Origin of the sequence: Gluconobacter sp. P1D12_c, from assembly GCF_018812105.1 — a bacterium.
Classification (GTDB): domain Bacteria; phylum Pseudomonadota; class Alphaproteobacteria; order Acetobacterales; family Acetobacteraceae; genus Gluconobacter; species Gluconobacter oxydans_A.
Window position 1 is genome coordinate 1 of the sequence record NZ_JACSIQ010000535.1, and the last position, 428, is coordinate 428.

General features: G+C 39.7%; 1 protein-coding gene. It reads right to left on the bottom strand.

Features of this window, described 5'->3' with window-relative positions; genetic code table 11:
- A partial coding sequence (locus KP705_RS18035) for a hypothetical protein (protein WP_215764995.1) occupies positions 1-281 on the bottom strand: 281 nt, incomplete at its 3' end.
- Positions 282-428 lie beyond the last annotated feature (147 nt).

Genomic DNA, 428 nt, shown 5'->3' on the forward strand with positions numbered 1-428 from the left:
AACAAAGAAGAATGCGAAGGAAGACAACGCAAATAATCTCTATAACTTTTCACATCCTTCACAGGAAAAGAATGGTCAATATAATGGTCATGCAAACAAGTCATGATATCGTAAGGCTTTTCCCAACCGCAATAAACCTCGACCCCATTCCCAAACATATAACGAATAGCCTTGGTCTCATAACGTGCCTTCAATCGCACAGCCTTTATATTGAACAGATTTTCAAGCCTCTGTACTTCTCTCTCTATTTCTCTATATTTTTCCTTCTTTACCATATCCATAACAATCTCCGACCCTCAGTTTGTGGGGTACTGGAAACTTATTGTAGCAGATAGAAATCAATATTTGACTTGTCATAGTGTCCGACTATGACAATTACATTGTCGTCGGTCCTGCGGAGCTTCAAAGATACCAGTCTGCAAGCTCCT